We start from the raw sequence: 24,021 nt of genomic DNA, 5'->3' as shown, positions 1-24,021 counted from the left end.
CTGGAAACAGGCCCCGATCAGAATCTGTAGTGACGCCATGATGCAAGAGACTTATCAACCCAAAGCCATTGAAGCTGCCATTCAGCAACAGTGGGAAGAAAAGCAGGTCTTTAAAGCCGTAGTCGATGCCAATAAAGAAAAGTTTTATTGCCTGTCGATGTTCCCCTACCCCAGTGGCCGACTGCATATGGGCCATGTGCGTAACTACACCATCGGTGACGTGATTTCGCGCTACCAGCGGATGCAGGGCAAAAACGTGATGCAGCCGATGGGCTGGGATGCGTTTGGTCTGCCGGCCGAAAATGCCGCGATCAAAAACAACACCGCACCGGGTAAGTGGACCGACGAAAACATCGCCTATATGAAAGGCCAGCTGAAATCACTGGGCTTTGGTTACGACTGGAACCGCGAACTGGCCACCTGTAAGCCGGAATATTACCGCTGGGAACAATGGTTCTTTACCCAGCTGGTTGAGAAAGGCCTGGCTTATAAAAAAGTCTCGGCGGTGAACTGGTGTCCGCACGATAAAACCGTACTGGCTAACGAGCAGGTGATCGACAACTGCTGCTGGCGTTGTGACACCCCGATTGAGCGTAAAGAAATTCCGCAGTGGTTTATCCGCATTACCGATTACGCCGAAGAACTGCTCAACGACCTCGATCAGCTGGAAGGCTGGCCGGAGCAGGTGGTTGCCATGCAGCGCAACTGGATTGGTAAGAGTCAGGGCGTTGAACTGCACTTTGGTATAAAGAGAGAAGGTGAAGAGCAAGGAAAAGAAGAAACCCTTGAGGTGTACACCACACGCCCGGATACCTTAATGGGCGTGAGCTACGTGGCGGTTGCCGCCGGCCACCCATTGGCTGCTGAAGCGGCTGAAGGCAATGCCGAACTGGCTGAGTTTATTGAAGAATGCAAAAAAGGTGGCACCGCCGAAGCGGATATCGCCACCATGGAGAAGAAAGGCCATGCTACTGGCCTGACGGCGATTCACCCGATTTCCGGCAAAGAAGTGCCGATCTGGGTCGCTAACTTCGTACTGATGGATTACGGCACCGGTGCCGTGATGGCGGTACCGGCACACGATCAACGTGATTTTGAGTTCGCTCAGAAATACGGTCTGGAAATCAACCAGGTGATCGAACCGGCAAACGGTGAAGAGATTAACCTGGCGGAAGAAGCCTTTACTGAAAAAGGTAAGCTGGTGAACTCCGGCGAATTTGACGGCCTGGAATTCGACGCCGCTTTTGATGCCATCGCCAAATGGCTGACTGACGCCGGCAAAGGCCAGGTCAAAACCAACTACCGTCTGCGCGACTGGGGCGTTAGCCGTCAGCGTTACTGGGGTACCCCGGTTCCGATGATCAACAAGGCCAACGGTGAGCAGGTACCTACTCCGGCGGATATGCTGCCGATTGAGCTGCCAACCGACGTGGTGATGGACGGCGTTAACAGCCCGATCAAAAACAACCCGGCATTCGAAAACATCGAATTCGAAGGCGAGCAGGCATTCCGTGAAACCGACACCTTCGACACCTTTATGGAGTCGTCGTGGTATTACGCCCGTTATTGCTCTCCGTGGGACGACACTCAGATGGTGGATCCGTTAGAGGCCGATTACTGGCTGCCGGTTGACCAATACATCGGTGGAATCGAACACGCCATTCTGCACTTATTGTATGCCCGCTTCTTCCACAAGCTGATGCGTGATGTGGGTCTGGTTAAAGGTGATGAGCCATTTGCCAGCCTGCTGTGTCAGGGCATGGTACTGGCCGATGCCTTCAGCTATCAGAACGACAACGGCGGTAAAGAATATGTAGCACCAAAAGACGTGGAAGCTGAACGTGACGAAAAAGGTCGCCTGATCAAAGCCAGCTGGAATGGTCAGGAGCTGAAGCACGAAGGCATGATTAAGATGTCGAAGTCGAAGAACAACGGCGTCGATCCACAGGAAGCCATTGATGTCTACGGTGCCGATACCGTGCGTCTGTACACCATGTTCGCAGCGCCCCCGGAGCAAACGCTGGAGTGGTCTGAAAACGGTGTTCAGGGTGCGCAAAAGTTCCTGCAGCGGGTATGGCGCTTAAGCTTCGAGCTGCTGCAACAGGAAGATCGCTCGACCGTTGCTGCGGATCAGCTGAATAAAAACGCCAAAGACGCACGTCGTAAGGTGCACGAAACCATTCAGAAAGTCAGTGATGACATCGGCCGTCGTTATTCGTTTAACACCGGCATCGCCGCCATTATGGAGCTGATGAATACCCTGCAGAAACTGGATCTGAACGACGCCGGCGAACGCAGTGTGGTAAGCGAAGGCCTGAACGCCGTTGTGCGTATGCTCAGCCCAATGGCACCTCACATCGCCCAGGAACTGTGGCTGGCCTTTGGCCATGACGGCCTGGTACTGGATGCCGAGTGGCCTGAAGTCGACGAAAGCGCACTGGTGAAAGACAGCATCGTTCTGGTGGTTCAGGTAAACGGTAAAGTCCGCGCCAAACTGGATGCGCCAGCCAGTGCAACAAAAGACGAGCTGGAAGCCATGGCCATGGCGGATGCCGCGGTACAGAAACAGATTGATGGCAAAACCGTGCGCAAGGTAATTGTGGTGCCGGGTAAGCTGGTTAATATTGTGGCTAACTAGGCGAAGCTTCATGTAGGAGCGGACCTTGTCCACGACATGATCAATACAACTCTTTGGTCGGGGACAGAGTCCCCTCCTACAAAAGTCAAAAAGGAACGGCAGATGCGAATCATAGTCTGGATGTTAATGTTCTCATTGCTGACCGCCTGCGGCTGGCATTTGCGCGGTGTCACACCACTGCCAAAAGAGTACCGGGTTCTGTACCTGCAGACTCAGGCCAGCAACAGCTTTAATCAACAGCTGAAACTGCAGCTGGAATTCAACAACGTGCTGCTCACCGACATGGCCGCTGACGCCCCAGCTATTCTGCAGGTGGATGCCGTCGATATTGAGAAACGTACGTTATCGGTTACCAGTTCCGGCCAGGTGGCCGAATACGAACTGAACGGGCGGTTAAATGCGCGCTTGCTGCACCTTGAGCGCAACAGCGAATTACCGCTGCAGATCAAATCCCGGCGGCGCTTAACCAACGACATCAATAATGTCGTGGGTACCGCCAGTGAAGAAGCCAAACAACGCCGGGAATTAGAAAAAGACCTGGTTGGCAAACTGATGCGACGACTGCAGAAAGCCAAAGCGGATGCTTTTATTCCGCTGCCGGCCAGCAACGCAGAGGAAAGTTCACAGCCATGAAGATTCGTCAGGATCAGCTCAGCGCCACACTGCAGAAAGGCCTGGCATCCTGCTACCTGGTCGCCGGTGATGACCCCTTACTGGTGATGGAAGCCTGTGACGAAATACGCGCCGCCGCACGCCAGGCAGGTATCGAGGATCGTGAGCTGTTTCATGCCGAAGCCGGTTTTGACTGGAATGGCCTGCGCGAAGAAGCCAACGCCATGTCGCTGTTCGCCAGCCGCCGTATTCTGGAAGTACGTATCGCGAACGGCAAACCTTCAGATAAGGGGGCGGCATTACAGGACTTGTGTAAACAACCCAACCCCGACAACCTGCTGCTGATCGTCTGTCCCCGGCTGGACGCCGCCGCACAGCGCAGCGCCTGGTTTAAAGCCGTCGACAAAGCCGGTGTTTTTCTGCCGGTATGGCCGATTGAACGCAACCAGTACCCGGGCTGGCTGAAACGTCGCTTACAGATGGCCGGCTTACAGGCTGAGCCCGCCGCGTTAGCCGCACTGGCACATCAGACTGAAGGTAACCTGCTGGCGGCGGTGCAGGAAATTGAAAAGCTGCGTTTACTCGGCCAGCAAACCATCAGCGAAGAGATGATCAACGACGCCATCGGTGACAGCTCCCGGTTTGATGCCTTCAGCCTGGCGGACGCCTGCCTGCTGGGCAAACAGGCCGAAGCCAGCCGTATTCTTTCTCACCTGCGTGGCGAAGGCATTGAACCGCTGATGATTCTCGGCGCACTGAGCCGCAAAATCCGCCAGCTGATCGCCCTGAAAAACACATCCGGGCAACAACTCAGTGAAGCCTTTAAAAAACACAATATCTGGCCAAAACAGCAACCACCTTACAAAAAAGCACTGCAGCAACTGGGCCTGAAAGAGCTGCATAACGCGCTGCAAAAAGCCGAAGCTGTTGACAATGCTGTCAAAGGTGACGGTAACGATCCGTGGTTATTGTTAAGCGAGTTAACCCTGCTGTTAACGAGTGTAAAACTGCCAACTGGTTAACCTGTAAAACAACGAAAAACGCACACCATTATTCCCCCTCCCGGCGCATACTTACCAATAACAAAGTGACCTGCTTCACAATGTGGTGACAATTTACGTCACCTTCTGGCAATGGACGGCAATGGATGTAGATAAATAGACAGAATTGATTACTATGTAAGATATCCATCAGGTAAGCAGATCTGATGAACAGGGGTAGATTAAATGAACAATGCGGCAGTAAACCAACAAAATACAGACCTGGTCTGGGATCTCCATTCCCTTAACCAGCATCAGCGTGCGATGAACTTCGTCAAACAGTTTGAGAACCGTTTGTGTGTATTTTCATCCTCCGTAAAACAACTGTATACCAACTACAGCATTTTCTTTCCGGAAGAAGCGGACCGTCAGATGGTGATTCTGCCAGACCCGTATGCCTTCCACGATACCTTCAGCCATCTGAACGCCAATGCCGTTCAGTCAACCGGTCTGCATGTTATCCCTGGTAACCTGATTGGCAAGCAGGGCCTGTATCTGGTGATTTCGCACAAAAACAAAAATGTGCGCTCCGTGCCAATTCCATTCCAGGAAGGCATGCGTCAGATTTTACGCCGCTCCAACAGCGACGATCCGTTCCTGCCGGTACTGATGAAAGGCGATCTGCGGGAATTCAACGACAAGCTGCCATGCCTGCACCTGAATCGCCTGCGTCTGAGTGAACTGAATTCCTTATCCAGCCTGGAGCGCGAGGGCATTCGTACTGTCATTACCGATAAACTGATGGCACTGTATCAGGAGTCCGCGGCATTAAATCTGGCCTGAACGGCCAGACAGTTTAATGCTGATTTGCCAACTCTGTTATTGTTCTTCGATCCGGTAATACTTCTGAAGCAGGCGCGACACCCCCTGGCGCCAGGCTTTAGCCTGAATACCAAAGGTATGGAATAAACGGGTATTATCGGATTCCGATGTCCACACCACAGGCATCATACCGCCCTCCTGAGAACCGAGTTTAACCTCGGTAAAGTCTTCATACTGACCCGCCTGAGCCAATAAAACCTCAGCAAAAGCAAATGACGACACCGCCTCAACACCACTGAAGTGATAGGTGCCAAACAACTCATCGCTACACACCAGCTGACGCATCATGGCCAGAATCACATCCGCCGTATCATCCACCGGAGTCGGACAAAACAGTCGTTGCATATCCATATCCAGTGGCTGATGTTCCCGTGCACGGGCAAGAATCTGGCTGGCAAAATCCTCCCCCTGCAGAGATACCGACTGCCCGGCACGCAGAATCACATGACGTTCGTTTTGGCGCGCTTTGGCCTCCAGCGCCACAACCTGTTGCGCCAGTTCAGAATCCGCAAATTCCTCATCATCTTCCGCCAGCGCCATCCCCGCCCGATAGCGATACACCGCCATGGACGACAGCAGAATGACACAGGCGTCCATTTCCTGAGCACGCTCCAGCCAGAACTCAGCATGCTCCAGATCCACCACATCCAATAATGACGGTGTCAGAACAAAAAAAGGCCGGCCAGCTGACATCGCGGGCAACTTATCACGGCTTTCCAGCGCAATACTTTTATACATTAACCCCTGCTGACTGAGGCTCCGGCTGAGGAACTGGCCGACCGGTTGATTGGCACCAATTATAAAAGTCTGAAAACTACTGCTCGCCACCACACTTCTCACTCTGAAAAACAGACGCCAAGATAACCATGCCCCGCTTCCCGGTCAATGCAGCCAAAGTCACGGAAAAGTGCGCAGTTATCAGTTTTGATGCTTTACACACAAATTCATTGATGTACTTTAGTACCAATATAATAAAATGCGCCTACCTGTCTGAGGAGTTTATGATGACAAAAATAAAAACACTGGCTGCTGCGGTTGCAGCCATTGCCGCATCCAATGGTTATGCCCAGGGATTTTATGTCGATGAACAATCGGCTATTCGTTTAGGGGATGCTTTTTCTGCCGGTGCCGCTGCCATCAGCGATGCCTCCGTTGCCGCCTACAACCCGGCGGCGATGCTGGCCACCCGCGAAGAGCTGGCCATTAACCTGTCGGCCATTTCGGTACAATCCGAATTTAAAGGTGATGCCACCACCGGTGTCGGTACAACTGCGATTCAGGGCGACAAAGCCGAAGCCGATAACTTCGATCTGTTACCCACTCTGTATTACGTCAACCACCTGGATAACACCCTGGCCTTTGGGGCGTTTATTAATGCGCCCTACGCGACCGGCACCGACTTTGGTGATAATTCAGTCGCCCGTTACGCGGTTACCGAAAGTGAAATTACCGGTATCGACGCCGGTGCATCTTTTGCGTTTCAGCTGACAGAGTCCACCTCCATGGGCCTGAGCGTGATCGCTCAGTATATGAACGCCAAGATGGCCACCGCCATCAATACCACGGCACTCTGCCTTGGTGAGCTGGATGCCAGCACGTGTGCCAACCTGGGCGTTGATCCGGCGGAACTGGGCAACAACACCCACGATGGCTTATTTGTACTGGAAGGCAATAATGTTGCCTTTGGTTTTACCGCCGGAGCACTGACACAGTTTGATCATGGCGGCCGCCTGGGCATTAACTACCGCTCGCGGGTGGTACATGACCTGAAAGGCAGTGCCGCCGTCAGTTTCAGTGACAGCGCCGCCGGCTTCACTTCACTGGCTGGCCTGGAAAACACCAGCGCCCGCGGCAGTGTACAGATCACCACGCCGGAAAGCGCTAACCTGAGTTATTCTCAGGAGTTCGGCAACCTGACGCTGCAATCGGACGTACAGTGGACCAAATGGTCGCGCTTTGATCAGCTGAATATTGAAAGCCGCAACAGCACGGTTGCTATGCTCACCGCTGAACCACAACAACACCAGTGGCGTGAAAGCTTCCGTTTTGCTCTGGGGGCCAACTACCGGCTGTCTGAGCAACTGACAGTACGTACCGGGATGGCGCTTGACCGCACGCCAATCGGCGATAAAAATGCCAAAATCGATTTTGCGTTTGCCGACTACCGGGCCATTTCTCTGGGTATGACTTACGAAATTTCCGACGGACTGGATCTGGATGCCGGTTATCAGCACACCCTGCAGCAAAACCGTGATATCGACCAGAATGAGCTGACCTCAACCGGTTCCCGCCTGAATGGTGAAGTGACCACCGACGTCAACTCCTTTGCGCTGGGCCTGCGCTGGGCGCTGTAATCCCACCAGCCACTGGGTTAGCGTCAGCGCTTAACCCAGTGGCAGCCGCACCACTTCGTTCTGATTACGCAGCGCATCCTGCTTCGACGGGAACATCTGTACGTCGTTGAGGGTAATCAGCAGCACCCGTCCGTCACTCAGGCCAACATAACCGGCCCGGTGTTCCTGGATAAATGCCTGAGTCTGCACAGGCAAGGTATAAGCCGATGGAATCGAAACACTGGCCCGCAAACCATTGCCCAGCTCATCACTGACATCCGCCACACTGCGATACACCGCCAGGGCATCTTCACTGACCACCAGCACCTGACCATTCACCAGGGTCGCCAGATCTGCAGGCTTACCAGACGGCAGCTGAGCCTGTTCAACACTCTGAATTAAATCGGAACTGTTTTCGATCAGCATAATGTTCTCGCAAAAAGCACCATTATAAAGCGAAGCGGCCAACGCTGTCTTTCTGATATAAATCAACTAACAAAACATTTAATTTAATTTATTAATTTTATTTTAATTTTTCCGCCATACTGTGGAAATTACATCAGCACAACATCAATACGAGGATAACTCATGACGGCGTTAACCAATCAGGAAGGACAAACCGTCCCCTCAGTCAGCTGGCCAACCCGGGTTGGCGAAGACTGGGTCAGCATCAGCAGTGATGAAATCTTTAACGGCAAAACCGTAGTGGTATTTTCCCTGCCCGGCGCTTTTACACCAACCTGCTCCAGCACACATTTGCCACGTTATAACGAGCTGGCAGCCGTGTTCGCCGATAACGGCGTCGATGAGATCGTTTGTATCAGCGTCAACGACACCTTTGTGATGAACGCCTGGGCCGCCGATCAGGAGGCCGGCAATATCCGCATGATCCCGGATGGTAATGGTGAGTTTACCGCCGCCATGGGTATGTTAGTGGATAAGTCAGACATCGGTTTTGGGAAACGCAGCTGGCGTTACAGCATGCTGGTTAAAGACGGCGTGGTGGCGAAGATGTTCATCGAACCACAAAAACCCGGCGACCCGTTTGAGGTGTCGGATGCCGATACCATGCTGAATTACATCAATGCCGATGCAGAGTTACCGCAGTCCATTTCTTTATTCACCAAACCCGGCTGTCCGTTCTGCAGCAAAGCCAAGCAGGCGTTAACACAGGCCGGACTGAAATTTGAGGAAGTGTTATTAGGCCGCGATGCCAGCCTGACCAGTCTGCGCGCCATGAGTGGCCGGGAAACAGTGCCCCAGATATTTGTTGCCGGCCAGCATATCGGCGGCAGTGAAGAGCTGGAAGAATATCTGCAGGCTCGCACCTGATAACAACATAACAACGCAGCCCGGGCCGGGCATCAGGACGGTTCGGCGAGGGATCTGACGGGCCCCCTGCAGGTCTCTGTTTTTACCTGATTCCGACCGCCGCGCTTGGCATCGTAGAGCAGGCGGTCGGCACGATTCAGCAGTTCATCGGCATCTTCTCCGGGATGGTACTGGGCCACACCAATCGATACCGTCAGAGGAATCTGTGCCTGTGAAAACGTTCGTTCCATCACCTGTAACCGAATACGTTCCAACACCTGGCCGGCATCCGCCAGTGCCAGACCACTCAACAGCAATACAAACTCTTCGCCGCCATAACGGGCCGCCAGATCAACCTCACGGATCGACATTTTCAACACCGCAGATAACTCCGCCAGTACCTGATCACCCACTTTATGGCCGTGCAGATCATTGATCTGTTTAAAATGATCAATATCGACAAATGCCAGCACAAACGGTAAACCTTCACGCTCCGCCAACGCCCGCTGCTTCTCCAGCGTGCGTAACAAATAGCGGCGGTTAAACAAGCCGGTTAATTCGTCGGTAACCGCCAGCTCTTCAATACGCACCATTGCGCGACGCAGTTCCCGGTTTTTACGGCGGTAAGCATCACGCAGAATGGTGAATTCCCGCCCCATTACGGTATACGCCATAATGCAGGCGAAAAAGGTGATGCCAAGAAACGCTTCCAGCTGCGGAATCCATAAGCCGCCGCTATCAAACTGAAAATACAGAATGGCACTGGTATAACAGGCCATGGTGAACAAACCAACACCCAGATAACCTTTCCAGGTCAGGCGAAAGACGCCAAACGGCATGACCGTCAGATAAGCCAGCAGTAATACCGGGCGTAACGCCGGGGCAGACATCAGCATAATGGTGAAATAGCTGATCGACAGCAGCATAAAAGGCACGGTCAGGCTGGGATCTTTACAGCGTTCGGCCCGGCCACTGCACACCCAATACAGCAATCCCGCCTGGATCAGCCAAAAACTGCCGAGCAACAACACCAGTTGATTGCCCGACAGCCGGGTCAGTTGCAGGTAATACCCTGCCAGGAATAATAAACTGAACACCAGGGCGCCGGATGCTGCCAAACCATGGCGACGGATGATATCTCTGCGAAGTTGCCCCACCTGTGCTTCCCGTGCATCAGAACAAGCCTCGATTATAGAGATTCGGGCACAAACAGCTATGTCATATTACGTAAAATAACCAAAGTAACCTTTGTCATTACGCTAGGCTGCATCAGGCATCTACCCGCACCCGGTTAACCGCATCAATCCAGCCCTGATAGAGGCGCTCGCGAGCCTCTTCCGGCAGACTGGGTTCAAATGCCTGCTCATGCACCCACAGTTCAGCCAGTTGTTCCAGACTGCTGAAAATGCCAACCTGCAAACCCGCCAGGAAAGCCGCCCCCAGCGCTGTGGTTTCCGTCACCTGCGGCCGGGCAATACTGATGGCCAGCGTGTCAGCCAGAAACTGCACCAGCCAGGCGTTCACAACCATACCGCCATCGACCCGCAAAGCGGCTGGCTTAACACCATCTTCGGCCATGGCTTCTAATAGGTCCCGGGTCTGGTAACACACCGCCTGCAAACCAGCCGTCACGATCTCTTTAATGCCGGTGTCCCGGGTCAGACCCATAATGGCGCCTTTGGCTTGTGGGTCCCAATACGGCGCTCCTAAACCAGCAAAAGCCGGCACCATATACACCGGATTTTCATACCCGGTTTGTTCAGCCAGCGGCTGAGTTTCCCGGGCATTACAGATCAGTTGCAGGCCATCGCGAATCCACTGAATGGTCGCTCCGGCCATAAAAATAGATCCTTCCAGGGCATAGGTGGTTTCCCCGTTAAGCCGATACCCCACGGTTGTCAGCAACCGATGACTGGAATGCAGCGCTTTGTTGCCGGTGTTCATCATCATAAAACAGCCGGTACCGTAGGTACTTTTTGCCATTCCCGGCTGGAAGCAGGCCTGACCAATCAGCGCTGCCTGCTGATCACCGGCAATACCGGCAACCGGAATTTCGGCGCCCAGCCACTTAGATTGTGCATTACCAAAGTCGGCGGCACTGTCTTTTACCTGCGGTAATAAAGCGGCCGGCACCCGGAAGGTTTCTAATAATTCGTCATCCCACTGCTGACTGTGAATATTGAACAACAGGGTGCGTGACGCATTGGTAGCATCGGTGGCATGACATTCACCGCCACTGAGCTGCCACAATAAAAAACTGTCGACGGTGCCAAAAGCCAGCTCTCCGCGCTCCGCCCGTTCTCTGGCGCCCTCAACATTGTCCAGGATCCAGCTGATTTTAGTGGCCGAGAAATACGGGTCGAGTAACAAACCGGTTTTTTTATTAATTTTATCTTCCAGTCCGGCCTGTTGTTTCAGAGCCAGGCACTGATCAGCGGTACGTCGGTCCTGCCAGACAATCGCCGGATACACCGGCTCTCCGGTGTTGCGATCCCAGATCAGGGTTGTTTCACGCTGATTGGTAATCCCGATCGCAGCAATATCACTGGCCAGACACCCCGCTTCCGCGATGGCCTGGCGGGCACTGCTGAGCGTGGTTTGCCAGATTTCCTGGGGCTCATGTTCAACCCAGCCAGGCTGTGGAAAGTGCTGGCTGAATTCCTGCTGGCCGCTGGCAATAATGGTTCCCTGATCAGAAAAAACGATGGCACGGGAGCTGGTTGTCCCCTGATCCAGGCTGAGAATGTAACGTGGCATGATGAGTTCCTCTTTATTATGGCGCGAATATTACTGTCATGCCCCGTTGCAACCAAACAGTTTTCCGGCAGCTGGCGCAAACTGAACTATAGTTAAGCCCTGTTTACTGCTGAAATACCAACGACTTATGCGCAACAACCAACCGGTCAGCCAACGGGATATCCCTCTGCACGACGATGCCCATCTGGTTTCTTCGACCAATCTGAAAGGTGTCATCACCCACTGTAATCAGGACTTTATCGATATCAGTGGTTTTTCTGAGGATGAATTATTAGGTTCACCACACAACCTGGTGCGCCACCCGGATATGCCGGTCGCTGCGTTTGCCGACATGTGGACAACGCTGAAATCCGGTAAACACTGGATGGGACTGGTTAAAAACCGCGCCAAAAACGGCGACCACTACTGGGTTGATGCTTATGTCACCCCGATTTACGACGGTCAGCAGATCGCCGGTTATGAATCCGTCCGCATCAAACCCAAACGAGAACAGATCCAGCGTGCCGAACAGGCCTACCAGCGCCTGAACCGGGGTAAAAACAACAACGCGATAAATACCCTGAAACAAGGCGCCCAACATCCGCTTACTCCCTGGCTGTTACTCCTGGTGGCACTGCTGGCCGGCAGCACCCCGGCCTGGCTGATTCTGCTGGCCTTAATGCTGGCAACGCTCAGCAGCGGCTATCAGTGGCGTCAGCACAACGCCCTCCGTCGCAGTGCGCAAAGCATTGCCGATTCAGACTTATTAGCCTGGATTTATACCGGTCGTTCCGACCTTCAGGGTCAGGTTGACTATGCGTTATATGCCCAGGAACGCAGCCAGCAAACGGCACTGACACGTATTTCTGACAATACTCAGGAACTGCTGAACAGCGCTACTGAAACCCTGACCTTGTCGCAACAAACACTGGAAAAAGTCCGTCAGCAACGTATTCATACCAGCCAGGTTGAACACACCAGCCAGAACATTGCGACCGCAACCGGGCAACTGCTCGACAACAGCAGTCAATCAGCCAGTGCCAGCGATACCTCTTCCGCCACCGTCACCCGCGGCGAACATACGGTAGCGCGGATGATGGAGCAAAGCAGCGATTTACAACAACAACTGAGTTCGACCGCAGAAGCCATCAGCGCTCTGGCAGAAGAAACCCAGGCGGTGAATAACTTTTTGCAGGCCATCACCAATATCGCCGAACAAACCAACCTGCTGGCGCTGAACGCCGCTATTGAAGCTGCCCGCGCCGGTGAGCAGGGACGGGGGTTTGCTGTGGTTGCCGACGAAGTGCGGCACCTGGCACAGCGTACTCAGGAATCGGCCGGTGAAATTCAGACCATCGTCAATGGCCTGAATCAACACAGTCAGCACGCCGTCGAACAGATGGAACGTGGCCAGCAATCAACCCAGTCAACGCTGGATCAGGCACAGCAGGTCACCGAAGTATTTCAGGCGATCCGTCAGGATCTGAGCACCATTAACCAGCTGAACGGCAGCAACAACAACACAGTGCAACAGCAGAATCAGGACGTGCATGAAATTGGCAGCAGCCTGCAACAACTTGAAAGCCTGTCGCAGGATGCTGAAACCATTGCCGGAGAGATGCACCACCAGTGTGAAACCCTGTCACAACTGATGCATCAGCAAAGCAATATCATTCGTCGCTTCCAACAGCGGTTATGAAGGTTTAACATTTAAAGATGTAAAAACCTGAGAATTACTCATGTCCATTCTGGATACCAAACACCTCCGTACCCTCACCGCCCTGAGGGACGGTGGTACTCTGGTCGAGGCGGCGCGTCGCCTTCACCTGACCCAGTCCGCGTTATCCCACCAACTGAAAGACCTTGAAGAACGCCTCGGTATTTCTTTGTTTCTGCGAAAAACCAAACCGCTGCAGTTCACCCGCGCCGGGCTGGAAATACTGCAACTGGCCGACAAGATATTGCCTCAGCTGCAACACACAGAACGCAACCTGAAAAAACTGGCCGGTGGTGATGCCGGCCGGTTGCATATGGCGATCGAATGCCACAGCTGTTTCGACTGGCTGATGCCGGCGATTAACAGCTTTCGCGACCACTGGCCCGAGGTGGAGATTGATCTCAGTACCAGCTTTAATTTCGAACCGATTCCGGCTCTGATCCGCGGAGATATCGACCTGGTGGTCACTTCAGACCCCCATCCACACGGCGATATTCATTATCAGCCACTGTTCCGTTACCAGTCGATGCTGGCCGTTGCCAATCAACATCCACTGGCAAACCGTCAGGCGATTGAACCGGCCGATCTGACAAACGAAACCCTGATTCATTATCCAGTCGACCGTAAACGACTGGATATCTTCGAACGTTTTCTGACTCCTCAGGGTATTGAGCCACAAGCAACCCGTGAGACCGAACTCACGCTGATGATGGTGCAGCTGGTTGCCAGCGGGCGTGGGGTTGCCTGTTTACCCAACTGGGCACTGCAGCCGTACCTGGATGCCAGCCTGGTCAGCTGCCGGCCACTGGGCAAAGACGGTGTCTGGCCCACTCTGTATGCCGCGGTACGTAACGAACAAAAAGACAGTGCCTTTATTCAGGATTTTTTTGATCAGGCATTACAAACCTGCTTTAAACATTTACCGGGCATTGTGCCGGTTGCCGGGGAAGGCTGAGTTATCAGCCTGGCCAGGTGGCCGCAGAAACTCAGAATTGAAGGCAAAAAAAAGGGCTCAAAATTTGAGCCCCAAAAAAGCGAATTTCTTCGCTACATTCTCACCACGTCTCCTAGGGATACGCAGGAACTATATTGCCGTTAAGGCTCTGTTAGGTCTGTAGCGAATACGTAGTTAAGTGTAACCAAGTGTATACGGCTGTTGTCTGATTTGTTACTCCTGATGACGCCGTGGCCAGATCAGACTGAACTTGGCGCCGCCTAAACGCTCGCTGCGTGACACCATCGCCCGACCACCATGCCAATAGGCTATACGCCGCACAATCGACAAACCCAGACCATAGCCACCGGATGCCCGGGTACGGCTGTCATCCAGCCGGGCGAACGCGGTAAAGACCCGATCCCATTCTTCTTCCGGAATACCGGGACCGTCGTCTTCAACATCCACCCGGCAGGTATCACTGCCCACACTGCAGCTGACCAATACCCGGGAACTGGCGTAACGTCCGGCATTACCCACCAGATTCTGGATCGCGCGATGCACATAGCGGGGTTCCACTTCCGCCATCTGGCTACCATCCGGCTGAGCACCGGTGTAAGCCACGGTCACTTTTTCCGGCGGTCGTGCCTCTTCCACAACCTGCACGGCAATATCAGCGATATTGACCCGCTGAAAATCCAGAATCGGCCCACCCTCTTCCAGCCGGGCATAGGTCAGAATCTCATCAATCAGCTCATCCAGTTCCTGAATATCAGAATCCATCCCCTTCAGCTGCTTCGCCACAAAGGGATCATCAAACAAGGTGTCTTCGATAATCTGCACACCAAAACGAATGCGTGCCACCGGCGTGCGTAACTCGTGTGACACCGCACGTACCATTTCCCGCTGAATCGAAATCAGACGCTGAATATGTTCCGCCATTTTGTTAAAGGCAGAGCCTAAACGACTGACGGGATCGCCCGAAGTCACCGCCACCCGGGCATTCAGATGGCCCTGTGCCAGCCGGCTGGTCGCCTGTTCCAGTTTACGCAGACGGATTTCGAAGGAATTCACCACCCAATATACCCCCAGGCCGATCAGCATAATGCCGATGATGGCAATCACCACAATCGCCTGCCAGGAATACGGGTTAAACGCGTTGATCGGTCCCATCACCAGCGCCCGGTTTTCCCCCGGTAATTTGGCCAGTGCCTCAGCTTTATTGCCTTCAATGGATATGCGCACCAGAATATCGCCATAAAACAGCCGGCCAACATCGGTTTCCGTCAGATATAAATCATTGAAGGGCATAACACGCAGCGGGAAACCAAAGTGCGGCTGCATCTGTTGCAGAAAGTCTTCGATCGCCAGACCACTGCGACGAAAATCCTGCATCAGCAGGAAAGCCGCTGCCTGTGCCTGAATATCCGTCACTGCATTCAGTTCCACGTACAGCAGCCGCTGATCACTGAGCGCTTTCAATAAACGCACACTGCGTCCCTGATTAGTACGGAAAATCAGCGCCTGGCCGCGTCTCAGGCGGTTGATCTGGTATTCATCGAGATCGTTGGCTTTATCAAGCAAGGGCAGCAACCGCATATCGGCATCAAACAGCGCCGACAACTCATCCAGTGCTGCCGGATTTTCTTCCAGCCGCTGGGCCAGCATATACAGGCTGCCGCTGACGATATCTTCGTTAAACTGAGAAGTCCGGACAAAGTTGACCAGCTGCAGGGCAGCCATACATAACAGGCCAACCACCAACAATGCTGCCAGCAGCCCGGTATAAACCCGGATAAAAATAATCGTGCCCTCAGATTTCCTTAACGAACAAATAACCCTTGGAACGTACTGTTTTAATACGTTTTGGATTCATCGGATCATCACCGACTTTTGGCCGGATGCGCGACACCCGTACATCAATCGAACGATCCTGACCGTCGTATTCAATGCCGCGCAGCTGATGGAAAATTTCTTCCCGGGTCAGAACACGTCCGGCGCTGGAACTGAGCAGCCATAATAAATCAAACTCGGCACTGGTCAGATCGATGCTCTGACCATCCAGCCAGGCCTCACGCATGGCGTTGTCCACCACCAGATTGCCAAAGGTCAGACGGTTTTCACCACCGGTTTCAACTTCTTCATGTTCCGGCTCGTCTTTTACCCGGCGCAATAAGGCTCGGATCCGGGCCAGCAATACCCGTGGCCGTACCGGTTTGGCGACGTAATCGTCAGCCCCCATTTCCAGCCCCAGCACCTGATCCAGGTCCTCAGTCCGGGCCGTCAGCATCAGAATCGGCCCTTTATAATATGGCCGCACAATACGACACACTGCCAGGCCATCTTCGCCCGGCAACATCAGGTCCAGCACCACCAGATCCGGCTGCTCGGTTTTGATGCGCTCAATGGCACGGCTGCCATCACCCTCGACGGAAACCTTCAGGCCATTACTTTCCAGATAGTCTTTGGTCAGTGTGGCCAGTCGCTCATCATCTTCAACGATCAGAATACGCCAGTTCTCTTCCGGGTTTTGACCATTTTCTTGTTTCACCATGGTTCTCCACCATTCCTAAAATACTTCGCCCCTCGGCCTTTTGCTTATAACTTTAGACCCAGTTACGCTTTGTTGCATAGTAACTAAAAAACATTTCCTTTGATGCCATTTTGTATCACATTCAGGCACAGCAACGGCTACAGAAAACTATAAAAACGATGTCCACCAGCTACGCACAAGTTATCCACACCGATTTTGCGATACCCACAATATATTGGGGTTGAAAACCCACCTGCACCGCATTATCTTGTGCTTCGCCTTTAAAAATCTGTCGATAACTCAGTCACTTAGCCGAGCATCTACAGGGTTTTCCAGGCGGCGTCAATATCTAAAGGACTCAATTCGTTTCTATCAGGGATAGATGGAGTATTTTCCCTTGAATACAGGCACTAACAGCATGAACAGCGAGCTCAAAGTCAGCAAACGTGACGGGCGTCAGGAATCTCTTGATCTGGATAAAATTCACAAAGTCGTTACCTGGGCCGCTGATGGCCTGGATAAGGTGTCCGTATCCGAAGTTGAACTGAAGGCACATTTGCAGTTTTTTGATGGCATTCAGACCTCTGAAATCCACGAAACCCTGATCAAGGCAGCCGCCGACCTGATTTCTGAAGAGGCACCGGATTACCAGTACCTCGCAGCCCGGCTGAATATTTTCCACCTGCGCAAAAAAGCGTATGGCCAGTTCGAGCCACCGGCACTGTACGATCATGTCAAACGTATGGTCGACGCTCAGCGTTACGATGAACACCTGCTGAGCGATTACAGCGCCGAAGAATTTGCCGCGATGGACCACTTTATCGACCATTCCCGCGATATGAACTTCAGCTACGCTGCGGTTAAACAGCTGGAAGGTAAATATCTGGTCCAGAACCGGGTGACCGGTGAAGTGTACGAAAGTGCTCAGTTCCTGTACGTGTTAATCGCAGCCTGCCTGTTCGCTTCCTACGACAAAGAGCGTCGTCTGGATTACATCAAGCGTTTTTACGATGCTGTTTCTACCTTTAAGCTGTCATTGCCAACGCCGATTATGTCGGGCGTCCGTACGCCAACCCGCCAGTTCAGCTCCTGCGTGCTGATCGAAGCCGGTGACAGCCTGGACTCTATCAATGCCACCGCCGGCGCCATCGTTAAATACGTTTCCCAGCGAGCCGGTATTGGTATCAATGGCGGCCGTATCCGTGCTCTGGGCAGTCCGATCCGTGGTGGTGAAGCTTTCCATACCGGCTGTATCCCATTCTACAAGCATTTCCAGACCGCCGTTAAATCCTGCTCTCAGGGCGGTGTACGGGGCGGCGCAGCAACCCTGTTCTACCCGATCTGGCATCTGGAAGTCGAAAGCCTGCTGGTACTGAAAAATAACCGTGGTGTTGAAGAAAACCGCGTACGTCACCTTGATTATGGCGTGCAGATCAACAAGGCCATGTACGAGCGACTGATCAAAAACGGTAATATCACGCTGTTCTCGCCGTCCGATGTGCCGGGCCTGTACGACGCATTCTTTGAAGATCAGGAACTGTTCGATCAGCTGTACGCCAAATACGAAGCCGATGACAGCATCCGCAAAAAAACCGTTAAAGCGGTCGACCTGTTCTCTGCCATGATGCAGGAGCGTGCCAGCACCGGCCGTATCTACGTTCAAAACGTTGACCACTGTAACACCCACAGCCCGTTCAACCCGAAACGCGCTCCGGTTCGCCAGTCCAACCTGTGTCTGGAAATTGCACTGCCAACCAAACCACTGAACGAAATCAACGACGAAAACGGTGAAATCGCACTGTGTACCCTGGCGGCGTTTAACCTCGGCAAGGTTGATGACCTGAACGAACTGGAAGAATTAGCCGACCTGATCGTGCGTGCCCTCGACAGCCTGCTGAGTTACCAGGACTACCCGGTCAAGGCAGCACAACGTGCCAGCCTCGGTCGCCGTACGCTGGGTGTCGGTGTAATTAACTATGCTTATTACCTGGCGAAAAACGGAGTGAAATACTCCGACGGCAGCGCTAATGGTCTGACTCACCGTACCTTTGAAGCCATTCAGTACTGGTTACTGCGTGCCTCCAACCAGCTGGCGAAAGAACAGGGCAAATGTGAGCTGTTCGACGACACAACTTATGCTCAGGGCGTATTGCCGATCGACAGCTACAAAAAAGAAGTCGATAGTTTCTGCGATGAACCTCTGCACTACGACTGGGAAAGCCTGCGTAAAGAAATCCAGGAGCACGGCCTGCGTAACTCCACGCTAACCGCTCTGATGCCTTCAGAAACGTCATCCCAGATCAGTAATGCCACCAACGGCATTGAGCCACCGCGCGGTTATATCAGCGTGAAACAAAGCAAAGACGGCATCCTGAAGCAGGTTGTACCGGATTATGACCAGCTGAAAAACAACTATGAGTTGTTGTGGCAGATTCCAAGTAACCAGGGATATCTGCAACTGGTGGGCATTATGCAGAAATTCGTCGATCAGGCGATTTCGGCCAACACCAACTACGACCCGTCGCGCTTTGGTGGCAAGGTACCGATGCAGCAGCTGTTAAAAGACCTGCTGACCGCCTACAAGAACGGCCTGAAAACCCTGTATTACCACAATACCCGCGATGGTATGGAAGATCCGCAGAATAGCGTTGAACAGGAAGACGACGATTGTGCCGGCGGCGCTTGTAAGATCTAATACACACTGACAACTGAATATTATCCACCCCCGATCTGCCGGAGCGTTTCGCTTCGGCAGTGTCATTGAGAGACAGCGATGGCGTACACCACTTTTAACCGTAATGAATTTGATACCTTTGCCCAGCCCATGTTTTTTGGTGAGCAGGTTAACGTTGCGCGTTATGACCAGCAAAAACACAAAATTTTTGAAAACCTGATCGAAAAGCAGCTGTCTTTTTTCTGGCGACCGGAAGAAGTGGACCTGACCAACGACCGTAAGGATTTTCTTGACCTGCCGGAACACGAGAAGCACATTTTTGTCAGCAACCTGAAATACCAGACATTACTGGATTCGGTTCAGGGACGTTCGCCTAATGTTGCGTTGCTGCCGGTTGTTTCCCTGCCAGAGCTGGAAACCTGGATTGAAACCTGGTCGTTCAGTGAAACTATTCACAGCCGTTCTTACACCCATATCGTACGGAATATTGTGCCAAATCCGGCAGAAATTTTTGACGATATCACCAAAAATGAACACATCACCAAACGTGCTGAGTCCGTTACCAAACACTACGATGAGTTTATTGCGCTATCGAACTATTACATCCAGCTGGGTGAAGGCAGCCACACGGTAAATGGCGAAACCATTGACGTTAACCTGCGCGAATTAAAGCGTCGTATGTACCGTATGATGATTTCGGTTAATGTACTGGAAGCCATCCGTTTCTACGTCAGCTTTGCCTGCTCATTTGCCTTTGCCGAACGCGCCAAAATGGAAGGCAATGCCAAAATCATCAAGCTGATTGCCCGTGACGAAGCCCTGCACTTAACCGGTACTCAGCACATTCTGCAGATTATGGCACGTGGTAAAGATGATCCGGAATTCGCTCTGGTAGCAGAAGAGTGCCGCGATGATATGATCACCATTTTCCGTGAAGCGGCCGAGCAGGAAAAAGAATGGGCAGAATACCTGTTTAAAGATGGCTCAATGATTGGCCTGAACAAAGATATCTTATGCCAGTACGTTGAATACATAACCAACCAGCGCATCGGTGCATTAGGCTTTGACCCGATATTTGAGGTTAAAAATAATCCGTTACCCTGGATTAACGCCTGGCTGAACAGCGACAATGTACAGGTTGCGCCTCAGGAAGCCGAAATCAGCTCTTACTTGGTGGGAGCCATCGACAGCGAAGTTGATACCAGCGACTTCGGCGATTTTGACCTCTGAAGCGGAACAGAAACGGATGTCTGCCACAGCACTCGCCACCATGCCTGACGACAACCAGCCGGAATTCGAACTGAATGCTGACGACGATCAGCATCAGGAAGTATTTGAACTGGAAGCACTGACCCCGGACAGCAGTGAAGCACTGCTGCAGGGGGAGCTGTATCTGCCCGAAGGTAATCCGGAACAGCCCGAAGTGGATCCGCAAATCGAGCTGGATGGTATGGCACGGCCGGTTTATGCCGTTGAGGTATCCGGCCAGCAACAGCTTGCGACTCGTTTTCAGCACGCTAATACCTTGCTCGATTCGCTGGAAGCTCAGGGCGTGGAGGTTCACTACCAGTGTCGCGAAGGTTATTGCGGCAGCTGTCGTACCCAACTGCTGGAAGGCGAAGTTCATTACCAGGAAGAGCCGATGGCCTGTATCGCTGACGATGAAATCCTCCCCTGCTGCTGCATCCCGAAAACCCATCTGAAGATCAAAATCGACTGATCGCTGATCACTGTGTTAACGCAGGACCATTCCCTGCGTTAAATCAATTGTTATTTTTTTCCCTTGCTCTAACATCAGATCCATCAATAAAACAAACCATAAGAAGGGAACCCAGCATGTCTTTTATCTGTATTACTCCAAATGTTGCCATGGTACGCATGAATGCACGCGAGCATCTGGAAGAAATTCCGGGCGATTTTTACATCAACCTGGATACTCTGGTTGAAGCCCGTATGCGCCCGGTACGCGAAGAACACGATGGTGATTTTTGTGCCGATGTCCTGCTGGTCATGGAAAATAAAACTCACGAGTTTTTATTCCGCAACAGCCCGGCGGGTAATAAAGCCAAAGAAACTCTGGCTCATTATCTGAACGAACAGAGCATCAACCTCTGATCACAAACAACCGCAGCTCCGGCTGCGGTTGATTTCTGTCACTCTTAAGGTAGCCTTGTTTTTTTAACCGCAGCAATCAGAGCACCTTATGAGTAAGTTAAACCTGCCTGAAGTGGGCCAGCCGGCTCCGGATTTCACCACCGTCAACCAGGACGGAGAAAGCGTTTCTCTGAGCGACTTCCGCGGCAAAACCGTGGTGTTGTATTTTTATCCCAAAGCCAGCACGCCAGGCTGTACGGTACAAGCATGTGGAATTCGCGACAGCCGCGAAGAGCTTGAACAACGCAACGCCGTGGTACTGGGAATCAGCCCCGACGAACCGAAACGACTGGTCAACTTTATCAGCAAACAACAGCTGAACTTCACCCTGCTGTCAGACCCGGAACATAAAATTGCCGACGATTATGGCGTCTGGGCACTGAAAAAATTTATGGGCAAAGAATACGAAGGGATCCACCGGCTGACCTTTATCATTAATGGCGACGGCCAGCTGGTCCACATTATGGAAAAAGTGAAAACCAAAACTCACCATGATGATGTCCTGGCGATTCTGGACAGCCTCTGACCCTTAACTTATTGCTCTGGCAGCCGATAACCTGACCATGAAACTATTTTTATGCGTGCTGTTATTCGCCTTGTCGGGAGCCGTCAGCCAGGCGGCAACCCTGCTGGGTTGCGGCCCGGCAATCTTTCAGCCACAAGTCGCGTTATTATCTTCGGTACGCCATCGCTACGAACGTTATCTGACCGCAGGCTGCCAACTGCAAAGCCAGACGACAGATGGCCTGGACCGCTGGTTTCCGGCGCTGCCACATATCAGCATCAATCAAATATTGCCATCAGAGGTATCACGCTACCCCCGAGCAGCAGAATTTCAGCGCAGTTACATCAATCTGCCATTACGCCGCTTTCAACGCCATCTCTGGTCTGTCTCACTGCTCTGGCAACATCATCAGTGGCACACTCAGCTAAAACACACCAGCTATTCAACCGCGTTACAACAACGCCTGGCCAGCGGGCAGGCGATGCGGTTACAGCAGCAACAGCTGCGGCTGGGCACAGAACTGCAACTGGCAGGCAGCAAACCCGGTTTATCCGTCGTCGGACTGTATTATATTCAGGCCAAACAACCCTTAACCGTGCAACCGCGCACTGCGGCTCAGACTGATATTCTGACCCCGGTGTTGTACGACATTATTGGTCTCGGAGCTGGCAGCCGGCAACTGTTACGCGGCTGGCAACATAACTGGCAGTTTTATATTGGCCAGGGACGGTTGCGTGATAATGGTGTTGATGGCTTAACCAGCCTGGGCCTTGATCGGACGTTCAGCTACCTCGAGCTGCAACTGTACAGTGGCTATCGCTGGCGTCTGGCAAACGCGTTGTACGCTTTCAGCGGCTATCAGGCACAGCTGAACTATTACGCCTTTAATCAGCCAGCAGCGGATCATCCGTATTACATCCGTAATAGCCACAGCATCAGCCAACAGCTTATCGGGCGGCTGGAATGGCGCTTTTAATCATTGCCATGATTCAGCTGGCGCCGGTATTCCAGTGGCGACAAGCCACTCCAGCGTTTAAAAGCCCGACTGAACGCACTGCTTTCGGCAAAACCCAACTGATCGCTGATAACCGATAACGCCTGGTCCGTGCTGGCTAACAGTGTTTTTGCCCGCCGCTGACGTTCCTGTTCCAGCAATATCTGGAAAGATGTGCCTCTGTCGCGAAGTTTACGCTGCAGAGTACGGCTACTCATGTGAAGTTGTTGTGCAACCTGCTCACGATCGAGATGTAATTCAACAGCGCAACGTAACATATGCTCAACCAGATTGGCGGTATCCGGTTGCAGCAACTGGGCCAGTTGCTGCTCCAGCATTTGTTCATGCATCGCTGCCAGGTTGTTATCACTTAATGCCAGCGGTTCTGTTAATACCTGTGGTGCAAACACCAGCGCATTACGTGGCGCGGAAAATATCACCGGGGCATTAAAAATACGCTGATAATTACTCAGATCTTGCGGTTCGCAATGAGTGACTTCCAGCCGAATCAGCGGCAACGTTTTACATACCAGCCAGTTGGCAAAGCTACGCAGCAACACCAGCACGGCATCAATCTGATGACGGCTGAAATTATCACCGGCCGGACGATAAACCAATGCCGCCTCTGCCCCCTGCTGCTGCAGAAAATAATCACCGCCATCACTGACCAGGCGGGTATAGCGAATGGATTTTTCAAATGCCCCTGCCAGCGTTTCGCTGTGCATCAGGCTCACGGAAAACAGCTGAAAGTGACTCGGTTTCACCTGCTCCCCCATCAACAGACCAAAATCAGGCGACTGACATAAAGCTTCTGCCGTACGCCAGATCTTCAGGGTTTTTTCCAGTGATACGCGGGCATAAGGCTGCTCCAGTGTTTCCTTGTCCAGCCCGGCAGCTGCTAACAAGGTTGCCACATCAATCCCCTGGTGCTCCGCTCCCATTAATAAGGCACGTAACCAAAGACTGGATACTGTTTTTATTGTTTGATTATTCATTGACCAATCCGAACCACCAACCC

At 52.6% G+C, this 24,021-nt stretch carries 21 protein-coding genes; 14 read left to right on the top strand and 7 right to left on the bottom strand.

Annotated elements, in window-relative coordinates:
* Positions 1-40 precede the first annotated feature (40 nt).
* The 4 genes from leuS (at position 41) to ACFOMG_RS15600 (ending at position 5,073) form a co-directional block, all read left to right on the top strand.
* Complete coding sequence (leuS, locus tag ACFOMG_RS15615) at positions 41-2,638, top strand: leucine--tRNA ligase (protein ID WP_376868087.1); 2,598 nt, start codon at positions 41-43, stop codon at positions 2,636-2,638.
* A 102-nt stretch (positions 2,639-2,740) separates the two neighbouring features.
* On the top strand, positions 2,741-3,271 hold the full coding sequence (locus ACFOMG_RS15610) for an LPS-assembly lipoprotein LptE (protein ID WP_376867983.1): 531 nt from the start codon (positions 2,741-2,743) through the stop codon (positions 3,269-3,271).
* A complete protein-coding gene (holA, locus tag ACFOMG_RS15605; protein ID WP_376867981.1) occupies positions 3,268-4,272 on the top strand; it encodes a DNA polymerase III subunit delta in 1,005 nt (334 codons plus the stop codon). The genes ACFOMG_RS15610 and holA overlap by 4 nt, the downstream gene beginning before the upstream one ends.
* 204 nt (positions 4,273-4,476) lie before the next feature.
* Entirely contained in the window at positions 4,477-5,073 is a 597-nt protein-coding gene (locus ACFOMG_RS15600; protein WP_376867980.1) for a hypothetical protein, read from the top strand.
* A 36-nt stretch (positions 5,074-5,109) separates the two neighbouring features.
* Here the strand turns inward: ACFOMG_RS15600 and ACFOMG_RS15595 are convergent, their stop codons facing one another.
* Entirely contained in the window at positions 5,110-5,850 is a 741-nt protein-coding gene (locus ACFOMG_RS15595) for a sugar nucleotide-binding protein (RefSeq protein ID WP_376867978.1), read from the bottom strand.
* Between the two features lie 263 nt (positions 5,851-6,113).
* On the opposite strand from ACFOMG_RS15595, the gene ACFOMG_RS15590 reads away from it, so the two are divergent.
* A complete protein-coding gene (locus ACFOMG_RS15590) occupies positions 6,114-7,466 on the top strand; it encodes an OmpP1/FadL family transporter (protein WP_376867976.1) in 1,353 nt (450 codons plus the stop codon).
* Positions 7,467-7,496: 30 nt separating this feature from the next.
* Here ACFOMG_RS15590 and ACFOMG_RS15585 read toward each other — a convergent pair whose 3' ends face one another.
* A complete protein-coding gene (locus ACFOMG_RS15585; protein ID WP_376867975.1) occupies positions 7,497-7,871 on the bottom strand; it encodes a hypothetical protein in 375 nt (124 codons plus the stop codon).
* Between the two features lie 162 nt (positions 7,872-8,033).
* Between ACFOMG_RS15585 and ACFOMG_RS15580 the strand changes: the two genes are divergently transcribed.
* Positions 8,034-8,777, top strand: coding sequence for a glutathione peroxidase (locus ACFOMG_RS15580; protein WP_376867973.1), 744 nt, complete (start codon positions 8,034-8,036; stop codon positions 8,775-8,777).
* Between the two features lie 32 nt (positions 8,778-8,809).
* Here the strand turns inward: ACFOMG_RS15580 and ACFOMG_RS15575 are convergent, their stop codons facing one another.
* Together ACFOMG_RS15575 and glpK are read right to left on the bottom strand one after the other, a co-directional pair.
* Positions 8,810-9,913 carry a GGDEF domain-containing protein gene (locus tag ACFOMG_RS15575; protein ID WP_376867972.1) on the bottom strand — a complete coding sequence of 368 codons (1,104 nt, stop codon included), beginning with the start codon at positions 9,911-9,913 and terminating at the stop codon, positions 8,810-8,812.
* 112 nt (positions 9,914-10,025) lie between these two features.
* Positions 10,026-11,513 carry a glycerol kinase GlpK gene (gene glpK, locus ACFOMG_RS15570; protein ID WP_376867971.1) on the bottom strand — a complete coding sequence of 496 codons (1,488 nt, stop codon included), beginning with the start codon at positions 11,511-11,513 and terminating at the stop codon, positions 10,026-10,028.
* A gap of 127 nt (positions 11,514-11,640) precedes the next feature.
* Here glpK and ACFOMG_RS15565 point away from each other — a divergent pair, with 127 nt between their 5' ends.
* Positions 11,641-13,191, top strand: coding sequence for a methyl-accepting chemotaxis protein (locus ACFOMG_RS15565; RefSeq protein WP_376867970.1), 1,551 nt, complete (start codon positions 11,641-11,643; stop codon positions 13,189-13,191).
* A 46-nt stretch (positions 13,192-13,237) separates the two neighbouring features.
* Complete coding sequence (locus ACFOMG_RS15560) at positions 13,238-14,164, top strand: LysR family transcriptional regulator (RefSeq protein ID WP_376868085.1); 927 nt, start codon at positions 13,238-13,240, stop codon at positions 14,162-14,164.
* A gap of 213 nt (positions 14,165-14,377) precedes the next feature.
* Here the strand turns inward: ACFOMG_RS15560 and ACFOMG_RS15555 are convergent, their stop codons facing one another.
* Positions 14,378-15,886 carry an ATP-binding protein gene (locus tag ACFOMG_RS15555; RefSeq protein WP_376867968.1) on the bottom strand — a complete coding sequence of 503 codons (1,509 nt, stop codon included), beginning with the start codon at positions 15,884-15,886 and terminating at the stop codon, positions 14,378-14,380.
* 70 nt (positions 15,887-15,956) lie between these two features.
* A complete protein-coding gene (locus tag ACFOMG_RS15550; protein ID WP_376867967.1) occupies positions 15,957-16,697 on the bottom strand; it encodes a response regulator in 741 nt (246 codons plus the stop codon).
* Between the two features lie 397 nt (positions 16,698-17,094).
* Between ACFOMG_RS15550 and nrdA the strand changes: the two genes are divergently transcribed.
* The 6 genes from nrdA to ACFOMG_RS15520 all read left to right on the top strand — a co-directional run bounded on the left by nrdA (position 17,095) and on the right by ACFOMG_RS15520 (position 22,985).
* Positions 17,095-19,371, top strand: coding sequence for a class 1a ribonucleoside-diphosphate reductase subunit alpha (gene nrdA, locus ACFOMG_RS15545; RefSeq protein WP_376867965.1), 2,277 nt, complete (start codon positions 17,095-17,097; stop codon positions 19,369-19,371).
* Between the two features lie 78 nt (positions 19,372-19,449).
* Positions 19,450-20,580, top strand: a complete 1,131-nt coding sequence (gene nrdB, locus ACFOMG_RS15540) for a class Ia ribonucleoside-diphosphate reductase subunit beta (protein ID WP_376867963.1) — start codon at positions 19,450-19,452, stop codon at positions 20,578-20,580.
* Between the two features lie 16 nt (positions 20,581-20,596).
* Positions 20,597-21,070, top strand: coding sequence for a class I ribonucleotide reductase maintenance protein YfaE (yfaE, locus tag ACFOMG_RS15535; protein WP_376867961.1), 474 nt, complete (start codon positions 20,597-20,599; stop codon positions 21,068-21,070).
* Between the two features lie 116 nt (positions 21,071-21,186).
* Positions 21,187-21,465, top strand: a complete 279-nt coding sequence (locus ACFOMG_RS15530) for a hypothetical protein (protein WP_376867960.1) — start codon at positions 21,187-21,189, stop codon at positions 21,463-21,465.
* 88 nt (positions 21,466-21,553) lie between these two features.
* A complete protein-coding gene (gene bcp / locus ACFOMG_RS15525; protein ID WP_376867959.1) occupies positions 21,554-22,030 on the top strand; it encodes a thioredoxin-dependent thiol peroxidase in 477 nt (158 codons plus the stop codon).
* Positions 22,031-22,067: 37 nt separating this feature from the next.
* Entirely contained in the window at positions 22,068-22,985 is a 918-nt protein-coding gene (locus ACFOMG_RS15520; RefSeq protein ID WP_376867958.1) for a hypothetical protein, read from the top strand.
* Here ACFOMG_RS15520 and ACFOMG_RS15515 read toward each other — a convergent pair.
* A complete protein-coding gene (locus ACFOMG_RS15515) occupies positions 22,982-23,998 on the bottom strand; it encodes an AraC family transcriptional regulator (RefSeq protein ID WP_376867957.1) in 1,017 nt (338 codons plus the stop codon). The genes ACFOMG_RS15520 and ACFOMG_RS15515 overlap by 4 nt on opposite strands.
* Positions 23,999-24,021: the final 23 nt, after the last annotated feature.

The organism is Bacterioplanoides pacificum (genome assembly GCF_042648445.1).
Taxonomy (GTDB): Bacteria; Pseudomonadota; Gammaproteobacteria; order Pseudomonadales; family Oceanobacteraceae; genus Bacterioplanoides; species Bacterioplanoides pacificum.
This window is presented reverse-complemented; position numbering and strand designations above follow the sequence as displayed.

What these genes read in the sequence shown, in the direction of transcription:
- leuS (WP_376868087.1), top strand. Translation starts at nt 41, where the DNA reads ATGCAAGAGACTTATCAACCCAAAGCCATTGAAGCTGCCATTCAGCAA.
- ACFOMG_RS15610 (WP_376867983.1), top strand. Translation starts at nt 2,741, where the DNA reads ATGCGAATCATAGTCTGGATGTTAATGTTCTCATTGCTGACCGCCTGC.
- holA (WP_376867981.1), top strand. Translation starts at nt 3,268, where the DNA reads ATGAAGATTCGTCAGGATCAGCTCAGCGCCACACTGCAGAAAGGCCTG.
- ACFOMG_RS15600 (WP_376867980.1), top strand. Translation starts at nt 4,477, where the DNA reads ATGAACAATGCGGCAGTAAACCAACAAAATACAGACCTGGTCTGGGAT.
- ACFOMG_RS15595 (WP_376867978.1), bottom strand. Translation starts at nt 5,850, where the DNA reads ATGTATAAAAGTATTGCGCTGGAAAGCCGTGATAAGTTGCCCGCGATG.
- ACFOMG_RS15590 (WP_376867976.1), top strand. Translation starts at nt 6,114, where the DNA reads ATGATGACAAAAATAAAAACACTGGCTGCTGCGGTTGCAGCCATTGCC.
- ACFOMG_RS15585 (WP_376867975.1), bottom strand. Translation starts at nt 7,871, where the DNA reads ATGCTGATCGAAAACAGTTCCGATTTAATTCAGAGTGTTGAACAGGCT.
- ACFOMG_RS15580 (WP_376867973.1), top strand. Translation starts at nt 8,034, where the DNA reads ATGACGGCGTTAACCAATCAGGAAGGACAAACCGTCCCCTCAGTCAGC.
- glpK (WP_376867971.1), bottom strand. Translation starts at nt 11,513, where the DNA reads ATGCCACGTTACATTCTCAGCCTGGATCAGGGGACAACCAGCTCCCGT.
- ACFOMG_RS15565 (WP_376867970.1), top strand. Translation starts at nt 11,641, where the DNA reads ATGCGCAACAACCAACCGGTCAGCCAACGGGATATCCCTCTGCACGAC.
- ACFOMG_RS15555 (WP_376867968.1), bottom strand. Translation starts at nt 15,886, where the DNA reads ATGGCTGCCCTGCAGCTGGTCAACTTTGTCCGGACTTCTCAGTTTAAC.
- ACFOMG_RS15550 (WP_376867967.1), bottom strand. Translation starts at nt 16,697, where the DNA reads ATGGTGAAACAAGAAAATGGTCAAAACCCGGAAGAGAACTGGCGTATT.
- nrdA (WP_376867965.1), top strand. Translation starts at nt 17,095, where the DNA reads ATGAACAGCGAGCTCAAAGTCAGCAAACGTGACGGGCGTCAGGAATCT.
- nrdB (WP_376867963.1), top strand. Translation starts at nt 19,450, where the DNA reads ATGGCGTACACCACTTTTAACCGTAATGAATTTGATACCTTTGCCCAG.
- yfaE (WP_376867961.1), top strand. Translation starts at nt 20,597, where the DNA reads ATGTCTGCCACAGCACTCGCCACCATGCCTGACGACAACCAGCCGGAA.
- ACFOMG_RS15530 (WP_376867960.1), top strand. Translation starts at nt 21,187, where the DNA reads ATGTCTTTTATCTGTATTACTCCAAATGTTGCCATGGTACGCATGAAT.
- bcp (WP_376867959.1), top strand. Translation starts at nt 21,554, where the DNA reads ATGAGTAAGTTAAACCTGCCTGAAGTGGGCCAGCCGGCTCCGGATTTC.
- ACFOMG_RS15520 (WP_376867958.1), top strand. Translation starts at nt 22,068, where the DNA reads ATGAAACTATTTTTATGCGTGCTGTTATTCGCCTTGTCGGGAGCCGTC.
- ACFOMG_RS15515 (WP_376867957.1), bottom strand. Translation starts at nt 23,998, where the DNA reads ATGAATAATCAAACAATAAAAACAGTATCCAGTCTTTGGTTACGTGCC.